Source organism: Amycolatopsis sp. CA-126428, from assembly GCF_002904335.1.
Taxonomy (GTDB): Bacteria; Actinomycetota; Actinomycetes; order Mycobacteriales; family Pseudonocardiaceae; genus Amycolatopsis.
The window spans coordinates 1-22,426 of record NZ_PPHF01000032.1; the positions used below are offsets into that span (position 1 = coordinate 1).

The 22,426-nt window shown below is 73.3% G+C and carries 22 protein-coding genes; 11 read left to right on the plus strand and 11 right to left on the minus strand.

Annotation, left to right across the window (positions count from 1 at the left end; all coding sequences use genetic code 11):
* Window positions 1-67, plus strand: a 67-nt coding sequence (locus tag C2L58_RS09185) for a M15 family metallopeptidase (RefSeq protein WP_146073563.1), incomplete at its 5' end; no start/stop codon positions are given.
* A gap of 171 nt (window positions 68-238) precedes the next feature.
* On the opposite strand, the gene C2L58_RS09190 is transcribed toward C2L58_RS09185, so the two are convergent.
* Both C2L58_RS09190 and C2L58_RS09195 read right to left on the minus strand, forming a co-directional pair.
* Entirely contained in the window at window positions 239-3,412 is a 3,174-nt protein-coding gene (locus tag C2L58_RS09190; protein ID WP_233225634.1) for a tetratricopeptide repeat protein, read from the minus strand.
* 51 nt (window positions 3,413-3,463) lie between these two features.
* Window positions 3,464-4,027, minus strand: a complete 564-nt coding sequence (locus C2L58_RS09195; protein ID WP_103337134.1) for a TetR family transcriptional regulator — start codon at window positions 4,025-4,027, stop codon at window positions 3,464-3,466.
* 133 nt (window positions 4,028-4,160) lie between these two features.
* On the opposite strand from C2L58_RS09195, the gene C2L58_RS09200 reads away from it, so the two are divergent.
* The gene (locus tag C2L58_RS09200; protein ID WP_103337135.1) at window positions 4,161-4,478 is read left to right on the plus strand and encodes a muconolactone Delta-isomerase family protein; all 318 of its coding nucleotides are present in this window, start codon (window positions 4,161-4,163) and stop codon (window positions 4,476-4,478) included.
* A 13-nt stretch (window positions 4,479-4,491) separates the two neighbouring features.
* Here C2L58_RS09200 and C2L58_RS09205 read toward each other — a convergent pair whose 3' ends face one another.
* The gene (locus tag C2L58_RS09205; RefSeq protein WP_103337136.1) at window positions 4,492-5,355 is read right to left on the minus strand and encodes a helix-turn-helix domain-containing protein; all 864 of its coding nucleotides are present in this window, start codon (window positions 5,353-5,355) and stop codon (window positions 4,492-4,494) included.
* A 131-nt stretch (window positions 5,356-5,486) separates the two neighbouring features.
* Here C2L58_RS09205 and C2L58_RS09210 point away from each other — a divergent pair, with 131 nt between their 5' ends.
* Window positions 5,487-6,437: an NADP-dependent oxidoreductase gene (locus tag C2L58_RS09210; protein WP_103337137.1), complete on the plus strand. Its 951-nt coding sequence runs from the start codon at window positions 5,487-5,489 to the stop codon at window positions 6,435-6,437.
* Between the two features lie 20 nt (window positions 6,438-6,457).
* On the opposite strand, the gene C2L58_RS09215 is transcribed toward C2L58_RS09210, so the two are convergent.
* A complete protein-coding gene (locus C2L58_RS09215; protein ID WP_103337138.1) occupies window positions 6,458-7,129 on the minus strand; it encodes a response regulator in 672 nt (223 codons plus the stop codon).
* The gene (locus C2L58_RS09220) at window positions 7,126-8,313 is read right to left on the minus strand and encodes a sensor histidine kinase (protein WP_233225635.1); all 1,188 of its coding nucleotides are present in this window, start codon (window positions 8,311-8,313) and stop codon (window positions 7,126-7,128) included. The genes C2L58_RS09215 and C2L58_RS09220 overlap by 4 nt, the downstream gene beginning before the upstream one ends.
* Before the next feature lie 151 nt (window positions 8,314-8,464).
* On the opposite strand from C2L58_RS09220, the gene C2L58_RS09225 reads away from it, so the two are divergent.
* From C2L58_RS09225 to C2L58_RS09235, 3 genes are all read left to right on the plus strand, one after another.
* Window positions 8,465-9,388 (plus strand): ABC transporter ATP-binding protein, encoded by a 924-nt coding sequence (locus C2L58_RS09225; protein WP_103337140.1) that lies wholly within the window; start codon window positions 8,465-8,467, stop codon window positions 9,386-9,388.
* Window positions 9,385-10,167: an ABC transporter permease subunit gene (locus C2L58_RS09230; protein ID WP_103337141.1), complete on the plus strand. Its 783-nt coding sequence runs from the start codon at window positions 9,385-9,387 to the stop codon at window positions 10,165-10,167. The genes C2L58_RS09225 and C2L58_RS09230 overlap by 4 nt, the downstream gene beginning before the upstream one ends.
* Window positions 10,168-10,242: 75 nt before the next feature.
* Complete coding sequence (locus C2L58_RS09235) at window positions 10,243-10,872, plus strand: dihydrofolate reductase family protein (protein ID WP_103337142.1); 630 nt, start codon at window positions 10,243-10,245, stop codon at window positions 10,870-10,872.
* A gap of 45 nt (window positions 10,873-10,917) precedes the next feature.
* Here the strand turns inward: C2L58_RS09235 and C2L58_RS09240 are convergent, their stop codons facing one another.
* The 5 genes from C2L58_RS09240 to C2L58_RS09260 all read right to left on the minus strand — a co-directional run bounded on the left by C2L58_RS09240 (window position 10,918) and on the right by C2L58_RS09260 (window position 15,180).
* Window positions 10,918-11,925 carry an RNA polymerase subunit sigma-70 gene (locus tag C2L58_RS09240; RefSeq protein WP_103337143.1) on the minus strand — a complete coding sequence of 336 codons (1,008 nt, stop codon included), beginning with the start codon at window positions 11,923-11,925 and terminating at the stop codon, window positions 10,918-10,920.
* Between the two features lie 100 nt (window positions 11,926-12,025).
* Window positions 12,026-12,712, minus strand: coding sequence for a DUF2306 domain-containing protein (locus C2L58_RS09245; protein ID WP_233225636.1), 687 nt, complete (start codon window positions 12,710-12,712; stop codon window positions 12,026-12,028).
* Window positions 12,713-12,804: 92 nt separating this feature from the next.
* Window positions 12,805-13,497 (minus strand): response regulator, encoded by a 693-nt coding sequence (locus tag C2L58_RS09250; protein ID WP_103337144.1) that lies wholly within the window; start codon window positions 13,495-13,497, stop codon window positions 12,805-12,807.
* Window positions 13,494-14,627, minus strand: a complete 1,134-nt coding sequence (locus C2L58_RS09255; RefSeq protein ID WP_103337145.1) for a sensor histidine kinase — start codon at window positions 14,625-14,627, stop codon at window positions 13,494-13,496. Before C2L58_RS09255 ends, C2L58_RS09250 begins: the two co-directional genes overlap by 4 nt.
* A 142-nt stretch (window positions 14,628-14,769) precedes the next feature.
* The gene (locus C2L58_RS09260) at window positions 14,770-15,180 is read right to left on the minus strand and encodes a hypothetical protein (protein WP_103337146.1); all 411 of its coding nucleotides are present in this window, start codon (window positions 15,178-15,180) and stop codon (window positions 14,770-14,772) included.
* A gap of 218 nt (window positions 15,181-15,398) precedes the next feature.
* Here C2L58_RS09260 and C2L58_RS09265 point away from each other — a divergent pair, with 218 nt between their 5' ends.
* On the plus strand, window positions 15,399-15,692 hold the full coding sequence (locus tag C2L58_RS09265) for a hypothetical protein (protein ID WP_103337210.1): 294 nt from the start codon (window positions 15,399-15,401) through the stop codon (window positions 15,690-15,692).
* Window positions 15,693-15,706: 14 nt separating this feature from the next.
* On the opposite strand, the gene C2L58_RS09270 is transcribed toward C2L58_RS09265, so the two are convergent.
* Window positions 15,707-18,439, minus strand: coding sequence for an AAA family ATPase (locus C2L58_RS09270; RefSeq protein ID WP_103337147.1), 2,733 nt, complete (start codon window positions 18,437-18,439; stop codon window positions 15,707-15,709).
* A gap of 151 nt (window positions 18,440-18,590) precedes the next feature.
* Here C2L58_RS09270 and C2L58_RS09275 point away from each other — a divergent pair, with 151 nt between their 5' ends.
* The 4 genes from C2L58_RS09275 (at window position 18,591) to C2L58_RS09290 (ending at window position 22,426) form a co-directional block, all read left to right on the plus strand.
* Window positions 18,591-19,163 carry a VOC family protein gene (locus C2L58_RS09275; RefSeq protein WP_103337148.1) on the plus strand — a complete coding sequence of 191 codons (573 nt, stop codon included), beginning with the start codon at window positions 18,591-18,593 and terminating at the stop codon, window positions 19,161-19,163.
* Window positions 19,164-19,219: 56 nt separating this feature from the next.
* The gene (locus C2L58_RS09280) at window positions 19,220-20,584 is read left to right on the plus strand and encodes a dihydrolipoyl dehydrogenase family protein (protein WP_103337149.1); all 1,365 of its coding nucleotides are present in this window, start codon (window positions 19,220-19,222) and stop codon (window positions 20,582-20,584) included.
* Window positions 20,584-21,615: an alcohol dehydrogenase catalytic domain-containing protein gene (locus C2L58_RS09285; RefSeq protein ID WP_103337150.1), complete on the plus strand. Its 1,032-nt coding sequence runs from the start codon at window positions 20,584-20,586 to the stop codon at window positions 21,613-21,615. Before C2L58_RS09280 ends, C2L58_RS09285 begins: the two co-directional genes overlap by 1 nt.
* 106 nt (window positions 21,616-21,721) lie before the next feature.
* Complete coding sequence (locus tag C2L58_RS09290) at window positions 21,722-22,426, plus strand: flavodoxin family protein (RefSeq protein WP_103337151.1); 705 nt, start codon at window positions 21,722-21,724, stop codon at window positions 22,424-22,426.

The window sequence follows — 22,426 nt, forward strand, 5'->3', positions numbered from 1 at the left end:
CCGCGGCTGGACCTGGGGCGGCTCCTGGGACACCCCCATCGACTACCAGCACTTCGAGAAGCCCTGACCCTCCACCGGAAAGCCGTCCGACGCGGTACGCGGACGAAAAGGTCAAGCAAGCACGCGAGCACCCACTACTACCTCAACGACCACCAGGGGTAGGACCCGCTTCGGTGGTCCTGTTCGGACGGCCCGGTCGCTGGATCCCGACCGGGCCGTCCGAACAGGGCCCCGCGCGCTACCCGCCGACAAAGTGCGCGAGAGCAGCCCTCACGGCCTTCGCCTCCGGAGCCTTCAGTTCGTCGAACACGACCAATGCCTCCCGCAGCCGGGCCACGCCGTCCGCGACGTCCACGGCTCTCAACGAACATCGGCCGAGCCCTTCGAGCGCCCGTCCTTCCTGCAGGCGGAGCCCGATGGCTCTCGACTGGCCGAGGGCTTGCCGGTAGAACTCGCCGGGGTCACCCGCTTCGGGCCAGGCCAGGGCCAGGCCGCCGAGATTGTTGAGGTTCTCGGCCTGCCAGGCCCGGTCGTCACCGAACAGGACCCGGGCGCGCTCCAGGTACCTGAGCGCCAGCCTGAAGTTGCCGCCCGCGTGGTGCAGCCGGCCGAGGTTGTTCAGGGCCACCGCTTCCCGGGTCCGGCTGTCCAACCGGCTGTAGATGAGCTGGGCGCTGCTGTAGCAACTGTCGGCCATTCCGTAGTCACCGCACTCGAAGTACATCCGGCCGAGGTTGTTCAGGGCCCTGGCCTCGGTGTACCGGTCACCCAGCTCCCGGGACAGGGAAAGCACTTGATCGAAGGTGTCGATCGCGCTCGCGTAGTCCCCGCAGACACCGTAGGTACAGCCGATGCAGAGCAGGCTCAAGGCTTCACCGAGCCTGTTGCCGAGTTCGGTGTACAGCGCAAGAGCCCGCCGGCCATCGGCTCGGGCGGCGTCGTGCCGGCCGAGCCGGAACTGCACGCTCGCGAGGCTGCCGAGTGCGCCGGCGACCCCGAACGGGTTCTCCAGCTTTTCGTAGAGCGTGCGGGCACGGGTGAGGTACTCGATCGCTTCCGGGTACTCGCAGAGCTCCATTCGAGCGAACCCGATTTCGGTCAGCGCCGCGGCTTCGCCGAGCCGGTCGCCCGATCCGGCACACAGGTCCCGTGCTCGGACCAGGTGTTCGACCGCCGCGGGATAGTCTCCGAGCAGGCTCTGCACCCGGCCCAGGTCCGCGCGGGTGGCCGCTTCGTCCGTGAGGTCGCCCGCCGCCAGTTCCGCGGCCAGCACGGTCTGGTCGATCCGGTGGGCCTCATGCCAGAATCCGTGTTGCTCGAGGTAGGGGTGGAGCGCGACCGCGAGTTCCGCGGCCCGGTGCAGGTGGCCGTGGACCGCGGCATACGTGATGCAGGCACCGAGGTTGGCGCGTTCCGCGCTCAACCACGCGATCGCCTCGCCCTTCGACTCGAATTCGGGTGTCCCGGCCGGCGGCTCGGCGGCGATCTGCGGGCGCGGGCCGCGGGTGGCGACGAAGCGCGTCGCCGACCGGACGGCGTAGAGGTAGTGGTCGAGCAGGCGTTCGAAGGCTTTGTCGTCACCATCCTCGCTGCTCAGGGTGAGGCTGTAGGCCCGGGTCAGATCGTGGAGGCGATAGCGACCGGGCACCACTTCTTCGAGCAGGTGGTTGAGGTACAGCGCGTCGAGACGTTCACAGGTCGTTTCCGGATCTTCGCCGTCGAGCGCCGCGGCCGCGTGCACCTCGATCCGGGTGCCGGGGTGCAGGGCGAGCCGGCGGAAGAGCCGTTTCTCGTCCGGGCTCAAGTCCCGGTAGGAGAGGTCGAACGCCGCGGCCACGGTTCGGCTGCCCGCGCGGAACATAGTGATCCGGTTGCGGGAGCGCCGGAGGTCGTCGGCCAGCTGCTCGGGCGTCCAGCAGGGGTGGTTGCGCAGCCGGCCGGCCGTGAGCGTGATGGCCAGCGGCAGGTACCCGCACATCGCCATCAGCTCGGCCACGGCTCGGGGATCGTGCCGATGCGTGCCGGTGTAGCGCTGGAACATCGCCGCGGCGTCCGGTGGCGGGAGGGTCTGCAGCGAGACCGGGCCGGCGTCGGCGACGGACTCGAGCCGCCGCCGGCTGGTGACCAGCACGAGGCTGCCGGGACTGCCGGGCAGCAGCGGCCGGACCTGCTCGTCACCGACGGCGTCGTCGAGCAGCAGCAGGATCTTCCGCCCGGCCAGCTTCTCCCGCCACAGCCGGGCCCGATCGTCCAGGCCGGCGGGAATGTCGATCGCGGCAACGCCCCGGAGCATCAGCAGCGATGCCAGGGCATCCCCGGGGTCCACGGGTGCCTGGCCGGGACTGTGGCCGTGCAGTTCGAGGAAGACCTGGCCGTCGGGGAAATGGCCGGCGAGCCGGTAGGCGGCGCGGACCGCGAACGTCGTCTTCCCGATGCCCGGCATGCCGTCCACGACGTGGACGGCCATCCCCAGGGTGCCCTGGCCTGCCGCGGTGGACACCGTCGCGGTGAGCTCGGCCAGCTCCTGAGCACGGCCGGTGAACGCGGGGAGGTCACGGGGAAGCGTGGAGCGGCCGCTCACCGCCGGCGGGAAAGGCGCCGCTTCCGGCCGCCGCGGCGGTTGCTCCGGTTCCGCCGGAACGAGCTCTCCGGTGTTCGGCGGGTACGGGTGATCCGGCAGGCTGATCCAGCCGACGGTCGCGGTCTCCTTCACGGCCACGCGCACCGGCCGAAACGTCGAGGAGTCCACAATGGTGCTGCTGCGGACGACTTCGTCGAAGAACCACGTCGAAACGATCAGCGCGAGCGTTCCCGGCGATTCGGCCAAAGCGATCTTGAGCTGAGGAGCTTCAATCAGGCGGAATGCCTGATTGATCGCCGGACCGGTCGCTCCTTGGTCATCATAGGCGACTTCTCCGGCGTGGAGCGCCATTCTCAGCCGGATCCGCTCCTCGGCCCGGTGCGTTTGATTGTGCTGCTCGAGTTCCCTGGCGAGGGCCACGGAAAGAACTTCGACGAACGGTCCTTTGAGGACCTGCGCCGGCACGAGCACGAGGGTTCCGTCGCCGGTGCTTTCGTGCCGGCAATCGAACCACGGCACCCCGGCTTCCTTGAAGGCCCGCCGTAGCGCGAGGTCGAGCCCTTGTCGCACCACGAGCCGGTGCGGCGTGGTCCTGCCCTGGTTGCCGTAACCTTCGATATCCACCGCGAGCACCGTGCGATGGACGACCAGTCGTGAGTGCTCCATTTCCCCCCACACACACACTCGCCCTGGATTCGAGTGTATGGACGGGCCCGTCGGGGCGGCATCCCGAAGTCGCCGAACGGTGCCTCGGAGCGGATGAATGGTCGCCCGGGTAAAAGCAACGTAAAATTCACCGGCCGGACAAAGGTCAACAACGCCAATCAACACTCTAATTGGCCAATGGACAGCAATTCCGGCCAGCCCCGCCGGGCACGGCGATCAGCCGGCCGCGATCAGCGTGCGGAGCCGGGCGAACGACTGGTCGAGGGCCTCGCACAGATCCAGGTCGCCGTCGTCGACCCAGCGCCGGAAGGCGACCCGGTACACCGCGGAGCCGGTTTCGGCGGCCAGCTCGACCTCGGCGTCGCCGATACCCCGCCGGCGAAGCCCGTCGGCGAGTACGGCCGTCATCTGGGCGTGCTTGATCAACTCGCGTTCCCGGAGATCGGCGTTGGCCATGATCACCGTGCGGCGGATCCGGGCGATTTCACGGTCGCGTCCGACGATGTCGGCCACTGCCTCGAGCGCGGCGGCGACCAGATCCAGCGCCGACGTCGTGGCGGGCGCCCCCTCCAGCGCGGCCAGCGACTTCTTCTCCACCTCGGCCGCCGCGTCGAAGAGGACCTCGCGCTTGTCGGCGAAGTGGCGGAAGAAGGTGCGGGCGGTCACGCCGGCCCGTGCGGCGATGTCGTTGACCATGGTCTGGTCGAAGCCGCGTTCGAGGTACAGGTTCAGCGCGGCCTCGCGCAGCCGGTCACCGGCTCCCGGCTCCCATCGTCCCATCCGGCGAGTTCAGGGCGATCGGCCGCGAACTCGCCGAGTGATGTCAGCCGATGACATCGCTGTGGTACGGTGATGTCATCAGCTGACATCACCCCGTGGCGACGCCACGGATCACCCTTCGGAAGGACCGGCCATGTCAACTCCGAACCCCGCCGCGACGCCCACCTTCATGGTGTTCGCGACCCTCCGCGACGACACCGACCTCGCGGAATTCGCCGCGCTGCGAGAGGACGAGCAGAAGCAGCTGGAAGTGCTGCGCTCGCAGGGGCGGATCGGCGCCCACTACGTTTCCCCCGCCCGGCGGGCGACGTTCGTCGAGGTCGTCGCCGCCGATGAGGCGGAAGTCGCGGAGACGCTGGCGACCCTGCCGTTCGCCCGGTTCTTCGACGCCGAGGTCTACCCGACCACTCCCCCGGATCCCGCGGAGCTCGCCCACCGAGCCCGATCGTGAGCCGAGCACCCGCTCAGCCGGCGGTCGCCGGTCTGCCGGGTGCGTCGAGCAGGCCGCTCAGCAGCTGAAGCCGTTCGTGGTCCGGGCCGCCCGGCTCGGCGGTGTAGACGATGAGCACGGGCCCGGGGGCACCCGGCATCGGGTAGGCGTCCCAGTCCAGGTTCAGCTCGCCGACCAGCGGGTGCTCGAGGCGCATCCGGCCACGCGTGGTGTCTTCGACGTCGTGACGGGCCCACAGCGTCGCGAACTCCGTGCTGCGCACCGCCAGCTCACCCACCAGTTCGACCGCGCGCGGGTGCCCCGGCTCGGCGGCGACCTGGGCCCGCAGCATCGCGGTCAGTTCGGCGACGGTGGCCGCCCGCTCCGGGCACGTCCGGTCGGCCTCCGGGTGCAGCAGCAGCGCGAGCAGGTTCCGCTCGGCCCGGGGCAGCTCGGTGGACGCGCCGAGCAGAGCGCCGGCCAGCGGGTTCCAGGCCAGCAGGTCCAGGAAGCGCCCGACGACCAGGGCGGGCGAGGTGGTCGCACCCAGCAACCGCAGCGTGGTCTCCGGCACCTCCTCCGGCGGGTACGCGCGGGCGGAGCGGGCCGGGGTGCGCGCGGCGGCGGCGAGGCTGTGCAGGTGCCGGGTTTCCTCGGCGGAGAAGTTCAACGCGCCGGCGATGGCGTCGAGGACCTGGTCGGAGGGCCGCACGTCGCGGCCCTGCTCCATGCGCTGGTAGTAGTCCGAGCTCACGCCGGCCAGCAGGGCCAGTTCTTCGCGGCGCAGCCCCGCGACGCGCCGCCGCGGGCCGGGTTCGAGGCCGACGTCCTGCGGCCGGAGCCGGGTTCGCCGGGTCCGCAGGAAGTCGGCGAGCGCGCGGCGGGAGTCGTCGGTCATCGGCCCAGTATGCCGGGGACGTGACGGGCGAGGGTGGGTCCGGCGGACCCAGGAAAAGGGGACCGACCGAGCTGACGCTCCCGGGGCCCAGGATCGGTTCCGTACCAGCCGGTCACGGAAGGAAATACGCCATGAAGGCCGCCCAGATCACGAGCTTCGGAACGCCGGAAGTCCTGCGGGTCACCGAAACCGACACCCCCACGCCCGGTGCCGGCGAAGTCCTGGTGGCGGTCGAGGCGTCCAGCGTGAACGGACACGACACGATCGTCCGCGCCGGCGGCCTGAAGATGGTGTCGGGCCGGAAGTTCCCGATCGGGGCCGGCCTGGACTTCGCCGGCGTCGTCGTCACGGCCGGCGCCGGCGTGGCGGATTTCCGTGCCGGGGACCGGGTGTGGGGCACGGTGCACCCGCGGCAGCGGCACACGACCGCGGCGGCGGCCGAGTACGTCGTGGTCGCCGCCGGCCGCATCGGTCTCGCTCCCGCGGGCGTCTCGGCGATCGAAGCGGCGTCCCTGGTGGTGGCGGGCAGCACCGCGTTGCTCGCGTTGCGCGAGAGCGTCGGGCTGCGCGACGGCGAGCGGGTCCTGGTCCGCGGCGCCGCGGGCGGGGTCGGCACCGCGGCCGTGCAGCTGGCCCACGCGATGGGCGGCCACGTCACCGCGCTGGCCCGCGGCCGCCACGCCACGGCCCTGCGCGATCTGGGGGCCGACGAGGTCCTCGACTACAGCACCACCACCTCGGAGCAGCTCGGACCGTTCGACGTCATCCTCGACACGGTCGGCTCCGAGCTGAACTGCTACCGCGGCCGGCTGGCCAAGGGCGGCCGGATGGTCACCGTCGGGCTGTCGGCGCCCGCACTGGCCGCGATCGCGGCATCGGCCATCCACGGGTCCCGGCGCATCCGCACGTTCAGCGCGAATCCCGGCTCGGCCGTGCTGGACGACACGGCCGGCCACGTCACGTCCGGCGCACTACGCCCGGTCGTGCACAGCGTGTACCCGCTGGCCGACGTCGCCGCCGCGCACCAGGCCTTCGAACGCGGCGGCGTCATGGGAAAACACGTGCTCGCCGTTTCCGGCTGACCCGCCGGTGCCCGCGGGCTTCAGGGCGTGACCAGACCGGCCTGGTAGGCGACGATCACCAGCTGCACACGGTCGCGGGCGGCCAGCTTGAGCAGCAGGTGGGCGACGTGGGTCTTGGCGGTCCCGGCGGTGATGTGCAGCCGCTGCCCGATTTCCGCGTTCGAGAGCCCCTCGGCGACCAGGACCAGCACCTCGCGCTCGCGGGCCGTGATCGCGGCGGGCAGCGGCGCGGGCGGCCCGGGCGGCCCGGGCCGGGCCCGCGGTGCCGGGGAGCGGGTGACGAACTCGGCGATCAGCCGGCGCGTCACCCCCGGCGCCAGCAACGCTTCGCCGGCCGCGATCGTGCGGATCGCGGCCAGGAGGTCCGCCGATGGGGTGTCCTTGAGCAGGAATCCCGCCGCTCCCGCGTGCAACGCCCCGAACACGTACTCGTCGAGGTCGAACGTCGTGAGCACCAGCACGCGGCTGCCCGGCACCGTCGCGGTGATCCGCCGGGTCGCCTCGATGCCGTCCATGACCGGCATGCGGATGTCCATCACCACGACGTCCGGCCGTGCGCGCGGGGCCAGCAGAACCGCCTCGGCGCCGGTGGCGGCTTCGCCGACCACGTCGAGGTCGTCGGCCGAGGCGACGATCTCGCGGAACCCGGCCCGCACGAGCACTTGGTCGTCGGCGATGAGCACCCGGGTCATCGGCCGTCCCGGTCCGGCAGCCGCGCCGTGACTTCGAACCCGCCGCCCGGCACCGGTCCCGCGCCGAATTCGCCGCCGCAGAGCAGGGCGCGCTCCCGCATGCCGACCAGCCCGTGGCCGCCGGGGCGCGGTGGGCCGCCGCGGCCGTGGTCGGTGATCACCAAGGCCACGGCGCCGTCCTCATACGCGATCGCGAGCCGGCAGCCGGGGACGGCGGCGTGTTTGACGACGTTGGTCAACGCCTCCTGCACGATCCGGTAAGCGGACAGGTCGATCCCCGCCGGCAGCGCTCGCGGCGTGCCCCGCACCACGACCTCCACCCGGACACCGGCCGCCGCGGTGCGAACGACGAGGCCGTCCAGCGCAGCCAGCCCCGGCGCCGGCTCGAGGGCGCCGGGAGCGCTGTCGTCTTCGCGGAGGACACCGAGCATCCGGCGCAGTTCGGTCAACGCCGCCCGGCCGGTCGTCTCGATCACGCCGAGCGCGGCGCCGGCGACCGCGGGCTTGCGGTCCAGCACCAGGCGACCCATGTCGGCCTGGATCGTGATCACGCTCATGCTGTGCGCCACGACGTCGTGCAGCTCCCGCGCGATCTGCAGCCGTTCATCGGTCACGGCGAGGCGCACCCGGCTGTCGGTGTCGCGCTCCCGTTGCACGCGCAGCGCTTCGGCATACGCGCGGCGCTGCGCGACCAGCACGCCGATCGTCCAGCCCAGGACCACCACCGCCCCGGGCAGCAGCACCGTCACCGCCGGCCAGGACCACTGTCCACTCCAGACACTCGTGGCCGCGGCGACGAGCACCACGACCGTCCCGAGCGCGGCGTACGCGACCCGGCGAGATTCCTTGGCCGCCAGCGAATACGCGACCGCGGCCATCGGCACCGACCCGAGCGGGACCACCGGCACGACCGACGTCGCCAGCGACAGCCCGAACGCCGGAACCGCCACCACGAACGCCCCCAGCGGCCACCGGCGCCGCAGCGCGAGCGGCACGGCCAGGGCCGCCGCGCCGAGCAACCCGGCCATGGCGTGCCAGCGCGCCTCCGGCGGCCCGTCCCCTCGGCCGCCGACCAGGGGTGCGGCCCAGAAGGCCGCGACGACGAAGGCGGCCGCGCAGTCGAGCAGGGTCCAATGCCCCGGCCGCCACCGCATGAACGGCGGCGTGCGCACCTCGGTGGTCATCGCCCGACCGTAACCAGGCCCCGGATCCCCGCGCATCGGTCAACCGGCCTATGCCGCCAGGCATACACCGCGCGGCCCACGCCCCGGCGGCGATGACCGCACCGGCCTCGGCCGGGCACGGTGAACCGGCAGCACGACCGAGGAGGACCTGATGATCGAAGCCGACGACCTGACCAAGACCTACGGCCGGCGAACAGCCGTCGACCGGCTGACCTTCCGCATCCGGCCCGGCCGGGTGACCGGATTCCTCGGCCCCAACGGCGCCGGCAAGTCGACCACCATCCGGCTGATCCTCGGCCTGGACGCACCGACCGGCGGCCGGGTCCTGGTCGACGGCCGGCCGTATCGGGCGCTCGAGCGGCCGCTGCGGCAGATCGGCGCCCTCCTCGACGCGACCGCCCTGCACGGGGGCCGCCGCGCCCGCGATCACCTCCGCTGGCTCGCCCAGACCAACGACATCCCCGCCGGCCGCGTCACCGAAGTCCTGACGATCACCGGGCTCGCCGACGTCGGCCACCGGCGGGTCGGCGGTTTCTCCCTCGGCATGAAACAGCGGCTGGGCATCGCCGCCGCGCTGCTCGGCGACCCCGGGATCCTGATCTTCGACGAGCCGGTCAACGGCCTCGATCCCGAGGGCGTGCACTGGATCCGCGGGCTGCTCCGGTCGATGGCCGGCGAAGGCCGCACCGTGCTGATCTCCAGCCACCTGATCAGCGAGCTGCAGCTGACCGCCGACCACGTCCTGATCCTCGGCCGCGGCCGGCTCCTGTCGGACTCGTCCATGGCGGATCTGGTGCACCACGCCGGAGGCGGCGACGTGCTGGTCCGCACCGCGGCGGAGACGCCACTCGCGGAGTTGTTCACCGCGCGCGGTGCCCGCGTGACCGCCGAGCCACGTCACGGCCTCGCGGTCGCCGGGCTCGCCCCCGGTGACGTCGCCGCGATCGCCGCCGCGCACAGCATCCCCCTGCTCGAACTGACCCCGCGCCCGCCGTCGCTCGAAGACGTCTTCCGCCGGATCACCGACCCCGGCCTGCAGTACCGCAGCGGGCCCCACCGAGAGGACGCCCGATGAGCCCGTTCCCGCCCGGCCGCGGCCTGCTGGCCGCCGAGTGGACGAAGCTCCGCTCACTGCGCTCGACACCGCTCATCCTGGCTGTCGCGGCGGCCGCAACGCTCTCCCTCGCCGTGTTCCAAGCGCGCTCCGCCGTCCGGTCCTGGGACGCTTGGGGACCACGGGCGCGCACGGAGTTCGACCCCGTGTTCGGCACCTTCACCGGCTTCCAGCCGGCCCAGTTCGCCTTCGGGTTGCTCGGCGTCCTCGCCGTCACCGCGGAGTACGGCACGGGCACGATCCGCGCCACCTTCGCCGCCACCCCGCGACGCGGCCGGGTCGTGGCCGCCAAGCTGCTCGTCATCGGCGGAATCGCGCTCGCAGCCGGCGTACTGCTCGCCTTCCTCACCTTCTTCACCGGACAGGCCGCCCTCGCCGCCCGGCACCTCGACGTCGGCCTCGGCGACCCGAACGTCCTGCGCGCCGTGCTCGGCCAAGGCTTCTACATCGGCACCGTCGCCCTGCTCGGAGCCGCGATCGGCATGATCGTCCGGCACACCGCGGGCGCGACCGCCGTCGTGGTCGGGCTGCTGTTCCTCAGCGTCATCGTCTTGAAGGGGATTTCGAACTCCCCCGCGCTCGTCCGCTGGGCACCCGGCGTCGCCGGAGAGGGCCTGACCTGGACCACTTTCCACGACCCGGAGTGGCCGTCCGCCGGCTTCGCGACACTGGTCTGCCTGACGTACCTCGCCGTCACGACCACCGCGGCGGCCTTGTGCGTCACCCGCCGCGACGTCTGAAGGGCGGCGCACCGATCAGGTTCCCGCGCCGCGACCGTCTGTACGTGTGAGATCGACTCACAGGAGGCTGACACGATGCGGAACCTGATCTTCGGCATGAACGTGACCCTGGACGGCTACATCGCCGCGCCCGGGGATGACATCGGCTGGGGCGGGCCGCCGAGCGATGAGCTTTTCCAGTGGTGGCTCGACCAGGAGCGGGCGAGTGCACTGACGCTGTACGGGCGCAAGCTGTGGGAGACGATGAGCTCCTACTGGCCGACCGGCGACCAGCAGCCCGACGCCACGCCGGCGCAGGTCGAGTTCGCGCGGAACTGGCGGGACACGCCCAAGGTGGTGTTCTCCTCGACGCTCGGCAAGGTCGGCGACGTCGGCGACGTCGGCGACGTCGGCGACGTCGGCGACGTCGGCGACGTCGGGGAGATCGGCTGGAACACCCGCCTGGTCACCGGCGACGCCGTCGCCGAGATCAGCCGGCTCAAGGCCGGCGACGGCGGCCCGATGCGCATCGGCGGCGCCACGCTCGCCGGGGCGGCCATGCGGGCCGGGCTGATCGACGAGTACGCCCTGGCCACCTATCCGGTCGTGGCGGGCGGCGGCACGCCGTTCTTCACCGCGCTGGACAGCCGGGTGCAGCTGGACCTGGTGGAGACGCGGACCTTTCCCGGCGGCGTGGTGCTGACCCGGTACGAGACGAGACGGTGAGCTCACCGTGCCCCGCCGGCGACGGCGGCGGGGCGCGGTGCCCGGTCACAGCGTCGGGGACAGCCCCAGCCACGGCTGGCCGGCGGCATCGAACCCGGTGAGCTCGGCGATCTTCCCGTCGACGACGTGCAGGACCGCGATGACGAACAGCCGGTGCTCCGGGTCGCCGGGGGCGCGGCGGTACAGCACGGCGGCCGGCATGCGGTTGACGGTCGTGGGGATACCGCGCCAGTCGTCGTAGCCGCGCTGGAAGAGCCCGCCGGAGACCCAGCCGTCGACCGCCTCCTCGGCCCCGATCGTCACGGTGCCCGGATCGGGCAGCATCGCGAACCGCAGCTCGTCCCGCAGCAGGGACATCAAGCCGTCGAGGTCGTTGCGCTCATGGGCGTCGATGTACGACTTCACCACGCCGCGCTCGTCGTCCGACAGCTCGTGGGTGGCGGGGCTGCGCCAGTCGAGGCGGCGGCCGGGCAGCTGCTCCCGCATCGTCACGCGCGCCCGCTGCAGGGCGCTGGTCACCGAGGCGACGGTCAGCCCGAGCGCGTCGGCGGCCTTCGACGCCGGCCAGCCTTGGACGTCGCGCAGGACGAACACCGCCCGCTGCCGCGGCGGCAGGTGCTGGACGGCGACGATGAACGCCAGCTCGACCGTCTCCCGCGCCACCACCGCTTCCTGCGGGTCCTCGGGGAGCATCCGGTCGGGGTAGGGCTGCAGGTGCGGCACCTCCCAGACCTCGCCCGGCACCTCGACCGGCCGGGGCGTGCGGTCGTTGCGCTTCTCCAGGAAGTCGAGGCAGGCGTTCGTCGCGATCCGGTACAGCCAGGTCCGCAGCGCGGCGTGGCCCTGGAACGACTCCCGCTTGTGCCACGCCCGCAGGAACGTCTCCTGCGTCAGGTCCTGGGCGTCCTCGTAGTTCGCGAGCATCCGGTAGCAGTGCACCTGCAGCTCACGCCGCTGGCGCTCGGTGACGAGCGCGAACCGCGCCGGGTCACCTGAGCCGGCGGCCGCGATGAACGCGGCCTCGTCGGCGCCCAGCGGTCTGGCGTCGGTCATGGTCGTCGATCCTTCCACCGGGGCGAGGGGGCTACCGGAACCGACGACCCGGCGGCGGATTCCTGATCGGTGACGCCGCTCACACCGAGCCGCCTCGGTCTCAGCCGAGCGGCACCGCGGGCGTGGCGGCCGCGCGGACCGGCGGCCGCCGGCGCAGGGCCCATTCGGCGACGACGAGGTTGAGCACCCAGCCCGCCGCCATCAGCATCGCCCGGGTGACCTCGCCGGGCACGCCCACCAGCAGGGTCCACGGGACGTGCGTCAGCACCTGGGTCCCCGCGCCCAGCCCGATCGCGTACCCGCGGGTCATCCAGACCCGGTGCCGGCGAACGTCACGCCGGCGGATCGCGAGCGTGGCCAGGACGATCGACACGGCCATCGCCGTGCCGAAGAACAGCCGGAACACGGCGAGGAGGTCACCGTCGCCCGGCGGAAGGTCGGAGAACAGCGTCATCCACAGACCCGACAGCGCCGCGGCAAGCCCGCAGGGCACCAGCAGCCGCCCCGCGACCCGGTGCCAGCGGGGCCGGCGCCGGCGCAGCGCCGGCACGAACTGGAACGCCCCCAGGACACAGAAAATGGTCGCGCCGAAGATGTGCAGCACGACGGGCACCGGCGTGGCGAAGAACCGCGCGTTGTCGGCGGTGACCCGCGCGCCGCCCGCCAGCTCGGCCACGCGCGCGGCTCCGGCGGCCACCGGCACCGCGCTGAGCAGAAGCAGCCCCGCCGGGAGCAGCCACTCCGGTCTTTTGTTGTGCAGCAAGGAAAAGCCCCTCTCGGAGGTCATGCGCGGACGTCTTCGCCCAGCATGACGGCCGACGGCCCGCGGCTCATCGGCAGAAGGGCCGGACCTCGACCGGCCTTAAGTACCGCCCCGCGCTAGTACTTTCGGCGCGGCGCCGGTGCCGGTGCCCCGGCCGCGGTGCGGACGCGACGGGTTTCGTGGGCCCAGATGGCGATCTCGACGCGGTTGCGGGCGCCGAGCTTCGCCATCAGGCTCGCGACGTGGGTCTTGACCGTGCTCAGCGTGATGTAGAGCTCCTCGGTGATCTCGTGGTTGGTCCGCCCGCGCGCCACGCTCAGCAGGACCTGTTCTTCGCGGTCGGTGAGGGGTTCGACGGGCTGGCTCGGCGCGCCGGATCCGGTGCCCGCGAAGGCCTCGAGCAGCCGCGCGGTGACGCTGGGCGCGATCAGGGCCTCGCCGGTCGCGGCGGCGTGGACGGCCTGGGCGAGCAGCGGGGCGCCCGCGTTCTTGAGCAGGAACCCCCGCGCGCCCGCCCGCAACGCCGCATACACGTACTCGTCGAGATCGAACGTGGTGATGACGACGACGGCCAGGGGGTTCTCGACGCCGGGGCCGGCCAGCCGGCGGGTGGCCTCGATGCCGTCGGTGCCGGGCATGCGGATGTCGAACAGGCACACGTCGGGGCGCAGCCGCCGCGCCAGCTCGACGGCCGCCTCGCCGTCCGCGGCCTCGCCGACGACCTCGATCCCCGGCTGGCTGTCGAGCAGCATGGTCAGGCCGGTGCGGACGATCTCCTGGTCGTCGGCGACGAGCACGCGGATGCTCATGCCGCCGCCCCGCCCCGGGGCAGGACGGCGGTCACGGTCCAGCCGCGCCCCGGGTTCGGGCCCGCTTCGCAGGTCCCGCCGAGCAGGCCGGCCCGCTCGATCATCCCGGCGAGTCCGTAGCCCGACGACGACGCCGGGCGCACCGGGCCGGGCTCTCCGTCATCGCTCACGCGCAGCCGCACCGAGGTGTCGTCGGCGGTGACCCGGACCTCGATCCGGGTCACGTGCCGGGCGTGACGCCGGGCGTTGGTGACCGATTCCTGGGCCAGGCGGTAGATCGCGCTGCCGATCGACGGCGGGAGGTCGTCGACGTCACCGGCGACCGTCACGTCGACGGACGGGCGGGCCCGGCTCATGAGCTTCTCCAGATCGGCGATCCGCGGGTTCGGCGCGAGGTCGGCCGGCTCGTCGCGGCGCAGGACGCGGACCATGGCGCGCATCTCGTCGAGGGCGCGCGCCGCTTCGGCTTCGATCAGCCGCAGCGCGTCGGCCGCGGCTTCCGGCCGCGACGGCATCATCGCCAGGCCGGCCTGCGCGCGGATCGCCATCGCCGAGACGTGGTGGGCGACCGTGTCGTGCAGGTCCCGGGCCAGCCGTTCCCGCTCGAGCAGCTTGGCCTGGTCCAGCTCCCGCAGCCGCGCGCGGGCCCGGTACCGGACCGCCGCGGCCAGCGTGACGGTCGCGAACAGCACGACCAGCCCGCCCACCGCGTCGGCGACGCCCTTCTGCCCGAGGGCGACCGCCAAGCCGGTCCCGGGCAGCACGATCCCCAGCCCGAGCACGATCTCGCGCCCCGACCCCCACCGCGCCAACGAATACGGCAGGAGCAGCAGCCCGGCCAGCGCATACGCCGACGGGGCCGCACCGCCGGTCAGCAGCATGAGGACGGACGTGGTGCCGAACGAGGCCAGGAACATCGGGAACGGCCGGGTCCGGCGCCACAGCAACGTCGGCACCAGCACGGCGACGACGAGCACCGACAGGACCCGCCACGGCATGTCCGGCCGGAACAGGCCCTCGAGCACCACGGCGGCCCCGAGCACGCCGAGCAGCGCCCAGTCACGCCACACCCGTGACGGCGGATCGGGCGGCCGGGGTTCGTCCCACAGCGAGCGGAGCGCGGAGTTCACCCGCTGATGGTACGAAAGGACCGGCCGGCCCAGATCACCCGGAAGTACGACCGCGGCGCGGCTCTCCCCCCTGGACAGTGCCCCGGACGTCCTCGACGGCGAACGCCACGACGAGCAGTCCGCGCGGCGGACGTCGTCTCGTTCAGCGCCAGGCCGCCGCCCGGTACGCGGCGACCCTGATCCGCAGGCCGCGCAGGTGGACCAGGTCGATGGCGAACGCCGGGACCGGCCGGTACCCCGCGGCCGGGTCGTCGGCCCGGCACGGGCCGTCGAGGTGGACGAACTGGTCGCCGGAGTCGTACCGCGGCTCCGACCACACCGCCGCCTCCCCCGCGCCGGGATCGCGGCGAGCGCGGGCCAGCCAGTAGATCGGCAGCTTCAGCACCTCGCCCAGCACCTTGTCGAGCGCGGGGAGGTCGGCCTCGGCGATCGCGAGACCCCGCCCGCTCCACACCCGCGGCGCCCAGTGGCCACCGGCGGCGGCATGGGTGAAGGTCGCGGTGTCACCGGACGCGGTGATCGTCCAGTCGGCCACGGTGGTGAGGGTCGGCATGACGGCTCCTGCGGTCGCGGCCCCCAGGTTTCGGCCCACGGTAGTGGATCATGTCCGCGGCGGGGTACCACCGGCGGCACCCGGGAACTGCGCCAACCGGACCGGGGTGCCCCGAAAGCGCAGCTCAGCGTGGCGTTCCGGAAATCCACGCCGGCCGTTGTTAACCTAAGATTCACCGGTAGCACACCGGATCGGAAACCCAGGCGAGGGTGGTGGCCGTGCCCGACGAACAGACCGGGGAACTCGTACCCCGGTCGGTGGCCGAGCTCGCCGCCGACTCGGCCTGGACGGTCACCCGCACCGGCACGACCGGGCACTGGCTCACCGCCGAGCGGGTCGTCGAGCGCGACGGGCGGCGCCTGCTCATCGGGCTGACCCCGATCCCTCCCGGGACGGTCGCCCTCATGCTGTGGGCCGACGGCGAGGTCGTCGAGCACCTGCGGGGCAGCGAAGCCGAGGCGTGCACCACCGCACACCGGTGGATCGGGGAGTTGCCGGCCGGCCGCCGCTGAGCGGGTCGGCGCGCTCAGGCCTTCTCGAGCGCCGTTTCGCGCAGTTGACGCCGTGAGCTGATCCCGAGCTTGCCGAACACCTTGCGCAGGTGCCATTCCACGGTGCGCGGGCTGAGGAAGAGCCGCGTGCCGATTTCCGGGTTGGACAGTCCTTCGCGGGCCAGGCGCGCGATCTGGAACTCCTGGGCGGTCAGTTCCCCGGTGGTCCCGGCGGTGCGTTTGCGGGCCGTCTCGCCGGTGGCCAGCAGTTCGCGGCGCGCGCGGTCGGCGAAGGCTTCGAGGCCCATCGCGGAGGTCATGGTGTGCGCGGTGCGCAGGTGCTCCCGGGCGTCGACACGGCGTCCCGCACGCCGGAGCCACTCGCCGAACAACAGGTGCCCCCGGGCCAGCTCGACCCGCAACGGCGTCCCGGCGAGCAGCGCGATCGATTCGGCGTAGCACTCCTCCGGGGTCTCGCCGGCCAGCGCCCGCAGGCGGGCTTCGAGCGCCCGCGTCCACACCGTCGGGGTGGCCCGGGCACGTCCGGACATCCGGTCCAGCGCGGCCGCGACGAGATCGTCGTCGCCGGTGCGCGAAGCGGCTTCCGCCAGTTCGGCGGTCGCCAGGGCCTGGTGGCCGATGGTGTCGTGCTCGAACACCCGGCGGGCCGCGTCGCGGGCGAGGTCGTGGCGGCCGAGGCCGTTGGCGAGCACGGCGTGCGCGTAGTCGGCGAACCGCACGACCCGGCCCTGGCGGCGGCCGGCGGCCTCCGCGGTCGCGGCGGCGATGACCGCGGTGGCCTCGGCGTCCCGGCCGCGCAGGGCGGCGAGCAGGATGGCGCTGTACCCGACCGCCCGGCCGCCGGTGACGTCGGCGAGCAGGCGGTCTTCGTCGACCAGCACCTGGGCCGCCGTCAGGTCGCCGGCCGCCAGCTCGTGGTTGGCCAGGAAGTTGAGGGCGAACTGCAGCTGGACGAGCGCGCCGGTGTCGCGGGCCAGCCGGACCTGGCGTTCGGCGAGGGCGCGGCCGGCCGCGTAGTCGAGCACCTCGGTCGCGAGGGTGCCGCCGGCCCGGTTGCCCAGCAGCCACAGCACGCGCGCGGTGTTCTCGCCGCCGGTGTCCAGCGCTCGGACGGCGTCGATCGCCCCGGTCATCAGCGGGGCCGCGGCGGCGTACCCGTCGGTGAGCCGGGTCGCGAGCGCGTCGAGCACGAGGTCGGCGGCGGTGGGCGGCACGTGGGCCGCCGGCGCCGCGCGCGCTCGTTTCGCGGCTTCGACGACGCCGGATCCCGCCCACACGGCGGCACCGAGCGCCTCCAGGTACGTCTCGCGGGCCGGGGCACCGTCGAGGTGCCCGGCGGCACGCAGGAGGAGCCCGGCCGCGTCGCCGCTGCGCCGCTGGTCGAACGCGATCTGCCCGCGGAGCCGTTCGGCTTCGGCGTCCCGCACCGGATCGGGCGGCCCGGCCCCGGCGGCGCCCAGCAAGCCCAGCGCCGCGTCCAGCGCGCCGGCGCCGCGTTTCGCCCGGGCCGCGGCGAGCTCGCGCCGGGCCCGCACCGCCGGGTCGGGGGTGAGGGTGGCCGCCTGTTCGAGCAACGCCGCGGCGGCGATGAGACCTCCCCGCGCCTGGGCCCGGCCGGCCGAGCGCTCCAGCTCGGCCGCGACGTCTTCGTCCGGGGCGACGGTCGCCTGCGCGCGGTGCCAGGCGCGCCGGTCCGGGTCGAGGACGGCGTCGGTCACCTCCGCCAGCACCCGGTGCACTTCCCGCCGGTCCGGGCCGGCCGCGGACCGGTAGACCGCCGAGCGCACCAGCGGGTGCCGGAACCGGATCCGCGGCCCGAACTCGATCAGCCCGGTCGCCTCGGCCGCGGCCGCCGGGTCGGCCCCCAGGCCGAGCTCGCCGGCCGCGCGCCAGAGCAGGGTCGCGTCCCCCAGCGGCTCCGCGGCCGCGACCAGCAGCAGCTTCCGGGTGTCGGCCGGCAACGGCGCCAGCTGCTGCAGGAAGCACCGCTCGAGGCGGCCGGCCAGCCCGTCGCCGTCCGGCCGGCGGAGACCGTCGGCCTGCTCGGCGGCGGTCCAGAACCGGGGCAGCTCGACCAGGGCGAGGGGGTTGCCGTGCGTTTCGGCGACGATCCGGTCGCGCACCCGGACGTCCAGCGGGCCCTGGAGCACCGAGTCCAGCAGGGCGCCGGCCGCCGCGTCCCCGAGGCCGTGGACGGCCAGCTCCGGCAACCCGGCCAGGTCGAGCTGCTCCGCGGGTTCCCGCACCGCGAGGACCAGGGCGATCGGCTCCGCGAGCAAGCGCCGGGCGACGAACGCGATCGTCTGCGCGGACACCCGATCGAGCCACTGGGCGTCGTCGACCAGGCACACCAGGGGCCGGTCCTCGGCGACGTCGGCGAGCAGGGTCAGCACCGCCAGCCCGACCAGGAACCGGTCCGGCGGTTCCCCGGCGGTCAGGCCGAACGCCGTGCCGAGGGCGGTCCGCTGCGGAGCCGGCAAGTGCCCGGCCCGGTCGGCGAAGGGCGCGCACAGCTGCTGCAGGCCGGCGTAGGCCAGCTCCTGCTCGGACTCGACGCCGGCCGTCCGCGCGACCCGGCAGCCGGCCGCCCGGGCCGCGACGTGCTCCAGGAGCGCGGTCTTGCCGATGCCGGCCTCGCCGCGCAGCACCAGCACCCGGCTCTGTCCCGTCCGCGCCGCGGCGAGCGCGCCGTCGAGGACGGCGAGTTCGTCGCCGCGGCCGACCAGCTCCGCCTCCCGACCCGGCATGACCCGGAACCCTAGCGCGATCCCCGGGCCCGGGCCCGGGCCGGACCAGGGTGTCTCACGGGGGCGAACGGGCCGCCGGAGGTCGAGTGTGGTGGTGAGCGGCACTGAGTCCCTTACTGATCCGCCGCCACCCCCGAGAAGGAGTCCGATCATGGACATGAAGCTCGAAGTCGTGGTCCTGCCCGTCACCGACGTCGACCGGACCAAGCACTTCTACAAGACACTCGGCTGGCGCGAAGACGCCGACATCGAGTTCGGCGCCTCGCGCGTCGTGCAGCTGACCCCGCCGGGGTCGGCGGCGTCGGTCCACTTCGGCACCGGCATCACCGACGCCACCCCCGGCTCGGTCCGCGGCACCTACCTCGTCGTCGACGACATCGAAGCGGCCCGCAAGGAGCTCACCGCGCTCGGCGTCGACGTCAGCGAGGTCTTCCACCGCGACGGCACCGGTGCGTTCGCCCCGGGCGCGCACCCCGACCGCGGCACGTACTCGTCGTTCGCGTCCTTCGGCGACCCCGACGGCAACACCTGGCTGCTGCAGGAGATCACCACCCGGTTCCCGGGCCGCGTCACCGGCGTGACCTACGGCTCGACGCAGCAGCTGGAGAAGGGCCTGCGCGAGGCCGCGGCCGCGCACGGCGAGCACGAGAAGGAGACCGGGCAGTACGACGAGCAGTGGCCGGTCTGGTACGCCCAGTACATGACCGACCACCAGGACGCTTGAGCCCATCCGGCGGTGCGCGGGGCGACCCGCGCACCGAAACCCCGAAAGCAGGCACCATGGCTCACCACGATTTCGACGCCATCGTCCTCGGCGGTGGCGCACCGGGCGAACACACCGCGGCCGCGCTCGCCGCGGGCGGCCTCCGGGTCGCCGTCGTCGAGCGGGAACTGCTCGGCGGCGAATGCTCCTACTGGGCGTGCATCCCGTCCAAAACCCTCCTGCGGCCCGGCGAAGCACTGGCCGCCGCCCGGGCCGTCCCGGGTGCGCGCGAAGCGGTCACCGGCCAGGTGGACGCCGCCGCGGCGCTGGCCTGGCGCGACTTCATGGTCTCGTCCTACGACGACGCGGGCGCCGAGAAGTGGGCCCACGACACCGGCATCGAGGTCCTCCGAGGCGAAGGCAAGCTCGCCGGACCGCACACCGTCGCCGTGAACGGAAAGCCGTACACCGCCGGGCACATCGTCGTCGCGACCGGTTCCGCGCCGGTGTTCCCGCCCGTGCCCGGGCTGCGCGAGCTGCCCGGGCTGTGGACCAACCGCGAGGCCACCGGCGCGACCGAGATCCCGCGCCGGCTCCTCGTGCTCGGCGCCGGGCCGACCGGCGTCGAGCTGGCCCAGGCGTTCGCCCGGCTCGGCGCCGAGGTCGCGCTGGTCGACGGCGCCGGCCACGTCCTCCCCCGCGAACCCCGGGCGCTCGGCGAAGCGGTCGGCGAGGCCCTGCGCGCCGACGGCATCGCCCTGCACCTCGGGCAGCACGCGAGTGCGGCGCGGCTCGACGGCGACGAGTACGTGCTCGACCTGCCCGACGGCACCAGCCTGCGCGCCGACCGGCTGCTCGTCGCCACCGGACGGCGGCCGCGCGTCGACGGCATCGGGCTCGAAACCGTCGGCGTCGAAGCCGACCCCCACGGGATCCCGGTCGACGAACGCATGGCCGCGGGCGACGGCCTGTGGGCCGTCGGCGACGTCATCGGCCAGTGGAACCTGACCCACGTCGGCGAGTACCAGGGCCGGGTGGTGGCCGCGAACATCCTCGGCCGGCCCACGACCGTCAACTACGACGCCATCCCCCGGGTCGTGTTCACCGACCCGCAGGCCGCGGCCGTCGGCGCCGCCGAAGGCGCTTTCACGGCGACGGTCCCGCTGTCGGGCGTGCCCCGCACGGCCACGTTCACCCGCGCCTACGAGACCCGGCCCGGTTTCCTGACCGTCTTCTCCGACGGCGAACGGCTCACCGGCGCCTACGCCGCCGGGCCCGAAGCCGGCGAATGGCTCCAGCAGGCCACCCTCGCGATCCGCGCCCGCGTCCCCCTGGCCGTGCTGCTCGACGTCGTCCAGCCGTTCCCCACCTTCTCCGAAGCGTTCCTGCACGTCCTGCGCGACCTCGACCGCCAGCTCCACACCCCGATCGGAGCCCCGTGATGTCCTACCGTGCGTTCGAAGTGACCGGCACCCGCCAGTTCGCTCTCGTGGAGCGCGAGCTCCGCGACCCCTTGCCCGGCGAGGTCCGGCTGCGGGTCGAAGCCTGCGGGGTCTGCCACAGCGACACCCTCGCCGTCGAAGGGCTGCGCGCCGACCCGTCGGTGCCGGTCGTACCCGGCCACGAGATCGTCGGCGTGGTCGACGCCGTGGGCCCGGGCGTGACCGCGTGGGCGGCCGGCGACCACGTCGGCGTCGGCTACCTCAACGGCCACTGCGGGCAGTGCGACAACTGCCGCCGCGGCGACTTCGTCAACTGCACCGACCAGCCCTGGACCGGCACCACGACCGACGGCGGCTACGCCGAAGTCGCCTACGCCCGCGCCACCGGCCTGGTCCGCATCCCCGACGGCGCCCGGCCGCTCGACGTCGCGCCGCTGCTGTGTGCGGGGCTCACCGTCTACCGCGCCCTGCTCACCGCCGGCGCCCGGCCCGGTTCGCTGGTCGCGATCCAGGGCATCGGCGGCCTCGGCCACCTCGGCATCCAGTACGCCAAGACCCTCGGCCACCGCGTGGCGGCGATCGCCCGCGGCACCGGCAAAGCCGGATTGGCCGCCGAACTCGGCGCGGACGAGTACATCGACAGCACCGCGGCCGACCCGGGCCAAGCGCTCGCCCGGCTCGGCGGGGCCGCGGCGATCATCGCGACGGCGTCCAGCGGCGCCTCCATGTCACCGCTGGTGGCGGGGCTGGGCACCCGCGGGCAGCTGCTCGTCGTCGGGGCCGCGCCGGACCCGATCGAGGTCCGGACCCCGGACCTGATCTTCGGCACGCACGCGGTCGTCGGCGCCCTCACCGGCTCGGCCATCGAGAACGAGGACAGCCTCCGGCTGGCCCACGACCGCGGGATCCGCAGCCGCAACGAGATCCTGCCGCTGTCCGAAGCCCCGAAGGCCTACGAACGGATGATGTCCGGCGACGCGCGGTTCCGCGTCGTCCTCGACACCGGCTCCCCGGAAGCGGCCGCCGGCTGAGCCGGGGCGCCGCACTTTCCGGTTGCCCGGGCTTTCGTGTAACGCCGGGGCGGGTCGCCGGCACTGAGCTGGGCGGTTCACCCACCAGCCCGAAGGAGCCTGGCCCATGCCGAGTTACGACGACCTGCGCGCCCTGTTCGTCAACTGCACGCTCAAGCGCTCGCCCGAGCGCAGCAACACCGAAGGCCTGATCGACGTCAGCCGCCGGATCATGGAGAAGAACGGCGTCGGGGTCGAAGTGGTGCGCGCGATCGATCACGACATCGCGACCGGGGTCTGGCCGGACATGACCGAGCACGGCTGGGCGAGCGACGAGTGGCCGTCGCTCTACGAAAAGGTGATGGCCGCCGACATCCTGGTGATCGCCGGGCCGATCTGGCTGGGGGACAACAGTTCCGTCACCAAGCTGGTCATCGAGCGGCTCTACGCCTGCTCGCACCTGCTCAACGAGGCCGGCCAGTACGCCTACTACGGCCGGGTCGGCGGTTGCCTGATCACCGGCAACGAAGACGGCGTCAAGCACTGCGCGATGAACGTCCTCTACAGCCTCCAGCACCTCGGCTACACCATCCCGCCCCAGGCGGACGCGGGCTGGATCGGCGAAGCCGGCCCGGGACCGTCCTACCTGGACGCCGGTTCGGGTGGGCCCGAGAACGACTTCACCAACCGCAACACCACGTTCATGACGTGGAACCTGATGCACCTCGCCCGCATCCTGAAGGACGCCGGCGGCATCCCGGTGCACGGCAACCAGCGCAGCGAATGGGACGCCGGCTGCCGCTTCGACTTCGCCAACCCCGAATACCGCTGA

Coding starts and splice junctions, on each gene's coding strand:
- C2L58_RS09285 (WP_103337150.1), top strand. CDS start 20,584: ATGTCCTACCGTGCGTTCGAAGTGACCGGCACCCGCCAGTTCGCTCTC.
- C2L58_RS09270 (WP_103337147.1), bottom strand. CDS start 18,439: ATGCCGGGTCGGGAGGCGGAGCTGGTCGGCCGCGGCGACGAACTCGCC.
- C2L58_RS09235 (WP_103337142.1), top strand. CDS start 10,243: ATGCGGAACCTGATCTTCGGCATGAACGTGACCCTGGACGGCTACATC.
- C2L58_RS09245 (WP_233225636.1), bottom strand. CDS start 12,712: ATGACCTCCGAGAGGGGCTTTTCCTTGCTGCACAACAAAAGACCGGAG.
- C2L58_RS09290 (WP_103337151.1), top strand. CDS start 21,722: ATGCCGAGTTACGACGACCTGCGCGCCCTGTTCGTCAACTGCACGCTC.
- C2L58_RS09260 (WP_103337146.1), bottom strand. CDS start 15,180: ATGCCGACCCTCACCACCGTGGCCGACTGGACGATCACCGCGTCCGGT.
- C2L58_RS09195 (WP_103337134.1), bottom strand. CDS start 4,027: ATGGGACGATGGGAGCCGGGAGCCGGTGACCGGCTGCGCGAGGCCGCG.
- C2L58_RS09210 (WP_103337137.1), top strand. CDS start 5,487: ATGAAGGCCGCCCAGATCACGAGCTTCGGAACGCCGGAAGTCCTGCGG.
- C2L58_RS09280 (WP_103337149.1), top strand. CDS start 19,220: ATGGCTCACCACGATTTCGACGCCATCGTCCTCGGCGGTGGCGCACCG.
- C2L58_RS09200 (WP_103337135.1), top strand. CDS start 4,161: ATGTCAACTCCGAACCCCGCCGCGACGCCCACCTTCATGGTGTTCGCG.
- C2L58_RS09220 (WP_233225635.1), bottom strand. CDS start 8,313: ATGACCACCGAGGTGCGCACGCCGCCGTTCATGCGGTGGCGGCCGGGG.
- C2L58_RS09240 (WP_103337143.1), bottom strand. CDS start 11,925: ATGACCGACGCCAGACCGCTGGGCGCCGACGAGGCCGCGTTCATCGCG.
- C2L58_RS09250 (WP_103337144.1), bottom strand. CDS start 13,497: ATGAGCATCCGCGTGCTCGTCGCCGACGACCAGGAGATCGTCCGCACC.
- C2L58_RS09215 (WP_103337138.1), bottom strand. CDS start 7,129: ATGACCCGGGTGCTCATCGCCGACGACCAAGTGCTCGTGCGGGCCGGG.
- C2L58_RS09205 (WP_103337136.1), bottom strand. CDS start 5,355: ATGACCGACGACTCCCGCCGCGCGCTCGCCGACTTCCTGCGGACCCGG.
- C2L58_RS09225 (WP_103337140.1), top strand. CDS start 8,465: ATGATCGAAGCCGACGACCTGACCAAGACCTACGGCCGGCGAACAGCC.
- C2L58_RS09230 (WP_103337141.1), top strand. CDS start 9,385: ATGAGCCCGTTCCCGCCCGGCCGCGGCCTGCTGGCCGCCGAGTGGACG.
- C2L58_RS09275 (WP_103337148.1), top strand. CDS start 18,591: ATGGACATGAAGCTCGAAGTCGTGGTCCTGCCCGTCACCGACGTCGAC.